At 50.4% G+C, this 3392-nt stretch carries 2 rRNA genes; both read right to left on the bottom strand.

Going from position 1 to position 3392, the window contains the following annotated elements:
- Positions 1 to 104: 104 nt before the first annotated feature.
- A 5S ribosomal RNA gene (gene rrf / locus FLL45_RS22680) occupies positions 105 to 220 on the bottom strand.
- A 145-nt stretch (positions 221 to 365) separates the two neighbouring features.
- A 23S ribosomal RNA gene (locus FLL45_RS22675) occupies positions 366 to 3257 on the bottom strand.
- Positions 3258 to 3392 lie beyond the last annotated feature (135 nt).

Raw genomic sequence — 3392 nt, 5'->3', positions numbered from 1 at the left:
TCACATGGGCGGTGCGACGCCTCGCAAGTCCCACACAATAAAAAAACGGGGCTTCCTAAACGAAAAAGCCCAACCTTTCGGCTGGGCTTTTTCTTAAATTAAATGCCTGGCGTTGACCTACTTTCACATGGGGAAGCCCCACACTATCATCGGCGCTGAACGTTTTCACTTCTGAGTTCGAGATGGAGTCAGGTGGTTCCCGTTCGCTAATATCACCAGGCAAAACCTGTAAGGCAGGTTGCCTAATTCTTTACGTTCACAATTAAGATTAACGAGTCAAGCTTGCAAAGATAATCTTATCTTCTTATCAATTCTAGTCGCTTCACATAATCACTCTAACAGCTATAAAACCGCTTGGGTGTTATATGGTCAAGCCACACGGATCATTAGTACCAGTTAGCTCAATGCCTCACAGCACTTACACACCTGGCCTATCAACGTCGTAGTCTTCAACGTTCCTTTAGGAAGATTAAATCTTCAGGGAAATCTTATCTTGGAGGGGGCTTCCCGCTTAGATGCTTTCAGCGGTTATCCTGTCCGAACATAGCTACCGGGCAATGCCACTGGCGTGACAACCCGAACACCAGAGGTTCGTCCACTTCGGTCCTCTCGTACTAGAAGCAGCTCTCCTCAAATTTCCAACGCCCACGGCAGATAGGGACCGAACTGTCTCACGACGTTCTAAACCCAGCTCGCGTACCACTTTAAATGGCGAACAGCCATACCCTTGGGACCGGCTACAGCCCCAGGATGTGATGAGCCGACATCGAGGTGCCAAACACCGCCGTCGATATGAACTCTTGGGCGGTATCAGCCTGTTATCCCCGGAGTACCTTTTATCCGTTGAGCGATGGCCCTTCCATACAGAACCACCGGATCACTATGACCTGCTTTCGCACCTGCTCGACGTGTCTGTCTCGCAGTCAAGCACCCTTATACCATTGCACTAAGCTCCCGATTTCCGACCGGGATTAGGGTACCTTCGTGCTCCTCCGTTACACTTTGGGAGGAGACCGCCCCAGTCAAACTACCCACCACACACTGTCCTCGCCCCAGATAATGGGGCTGAGTTAGAACTCAAAACATACCAGGCTGGTATTTCAAGGTTGGCTCCACCTGAACTGGCGTCCAAGTTTCAAAGCCTCCCAGCTATCCTACACAAGCAGGTTCTAAGTCCAGTGTGAAGCTATAGTAAAGGTTCACGGGGTCTTTCCGTCTAGCCGCGGGTATACGGCATCTTCACCGCAATTTCAATTTCACTGAGTCTCGGGTGGAGACAGTATGGCCATCGTTACGCCATTCGTGCAGGTCGGAACTTACCCGACAAGGAATTTCGCTACCTTAGGACCGTTATAGTTACGGCCGCCGTTTACCGGGGCTTCGATCAAGAGCTTCTCCGAAGATAACCCCATCAATTAACCTTCCGGCACCGGGCAGGCGTCACACCCTATACGTCCACTTTCGTGTTTGCAGAGTGCTATGTTTTTAATAAACAGTCGCAGCCATCTGGTTTCTGAGACCACCAACAGCTTACGTCGTAAAGACTTCACCGTCAGCGGCGTACCTTCTCCCGAAGTTACGGTACCATTTTGCCTAGTTCCTTCACCCGAGTTCTCTCAAGCGCCTTGGTATTCTCTACCTACCCACCTGTGTCGGTTTGGGGTACGGTCTCACATTGCCTGAAGCTTAGAAGTTTTTCCTGGAAGCCGGGCATCGACCACTTCCGAACCGTAGTTCGTCGTCATCAGCTCTCGGCATTAAGAACCCGGATTTGCCTAAGTTCTCTGCCTACTACCTTAAACCTGGATAACCATCACCAGGCTGGCCTAGCCTTCTCCGTCACTCCATCGCAGCAATGTCAGGTACAGGAATATTAACCTGTTTCCCATCGACTACGCATTTCTGCCTCGCCTTAGGGGCCGACTCACCCTGCTCTGATTAGCATAGAACAGGAAACCTTGGGTTTCCGGCGGGGGAGTTTTTCACTCCCCTTATCGTTACTCATGTCAGCATTCGCACTTCTGATACCTCCAACCAGCCTCCCGGCTGACCTTCAACGGCTTACAGAACGCTCCTCTACCATGCGTATAAATACGCATCCGCAGCTTCGGTGTATGGTTTGAGCCCCGGTACATCTTCCGCGCAGGCCGACTCGACTAGTGAGCTATTACGCTTTCTTTAAAGGGTGGCTGCTTCTAAGCCAACCTCCTAGCTGTCTATGCCTTCCCACATCGTTTCCCACTTAACCATAACTTGGGGACCTTAGCTGGCGGTCTGGGTTGTTTCCCTTTCCACGACGGACGTTAGCACCCGCCGTGTGTCTCCCATGATTGCACTCACTGGTATTCGGAGTTTGCATCGGGTTGGTAAGTCGGGATGACCCCCTAGCCGAAACAGTGCTCTACCCCCAGCGGTGATACATGAGGCACTACCTAAATAGTTTTCGAGGAGAACCAGCTATCTCCGGGCTTGATTAGCCTTTCACTCCGAGCCACAGCTCATCCCCGCATTTTTCAACATACGTGGGTTCGGTCCTCCAGTTGGTGTTACCCAACCTTCAACCTGGCCATGGCTAGATCGCCCGGTTTCGGGTCTACTGCCTGAGACTAAGTCGCCCTATTAAGACTCGGTTTCCCTACGGCTCCCCTAAACGGTTAGCCTTGCCACAGACAAGTAAGTCGCTGACCCATTATACAAAAGGTACGCAGTCACTAGACTAAATCTAGCTCCCACTGCTTGTATGCATACGGTTTCAGGTTCTATTTCACTCCCCTCACAGGGGTTCTTTTCGCCTTTCCCTCACGGTACTGGTTCACTATCGGTCGGCAGAGAGTATTTAGCCTTGGAGGATGGTCCCCCCATTTTCAATCAGGATATCACGTGTCCCGACCTACTCAGATTCATCTACTATGCGCTTTCGTGTACGGGACTATCACCCTCTATCGTCAAACTTTCCAGAATGTTCCACTAGCACATAACAAACTTTTGGGCTAACCCCCTTTCGCTCGCCGCTACTCAGGGGATCTCGGTTGATTTCTTTTCCTACGGGTACTTAGATGTTTCAGTTCTCCGCGTTCGCCCCTACAACCTATGTATTCAGTTGCAGGTAATCTTCTTATGAAGACTGGGTTCCCCCATTCGGAAATCCCCGGGTATAACGCTTGTTTGTCAGCTTCCCGAGGCTTATCGCAGACTTCCACGTCCTTCATCGCCTTCTGCCGCCTAGGCATCCACCGTATGCACTTAGTCACTTGACCATATAACCCCAAAAAGTCTCTTAACTGGCTAAAGTCAATTTAAAGATTACCCTTCCAATATCGCCTCCTCAGGCCATACCTTCCAAATAACCAACTTGATAAGATTATGTCTTGCTATACATGAATTGATTCGTT

The organism is Aliikangiella marina, assembly GCF_007004765.1.
GTDB classification, from domain to species: domain Bacteria; phylum Pseudomonadota; class Gammaproteobacteria; order Enterobacterales; family Kangiellaceae; genus Aliikangiella; species Aliikangiella marina.
The sequence above is the reverse complement of the archived record's forward strand: the minus strand, read 5'-3'. Positions and strand labels throughout refer to the sequence as shown.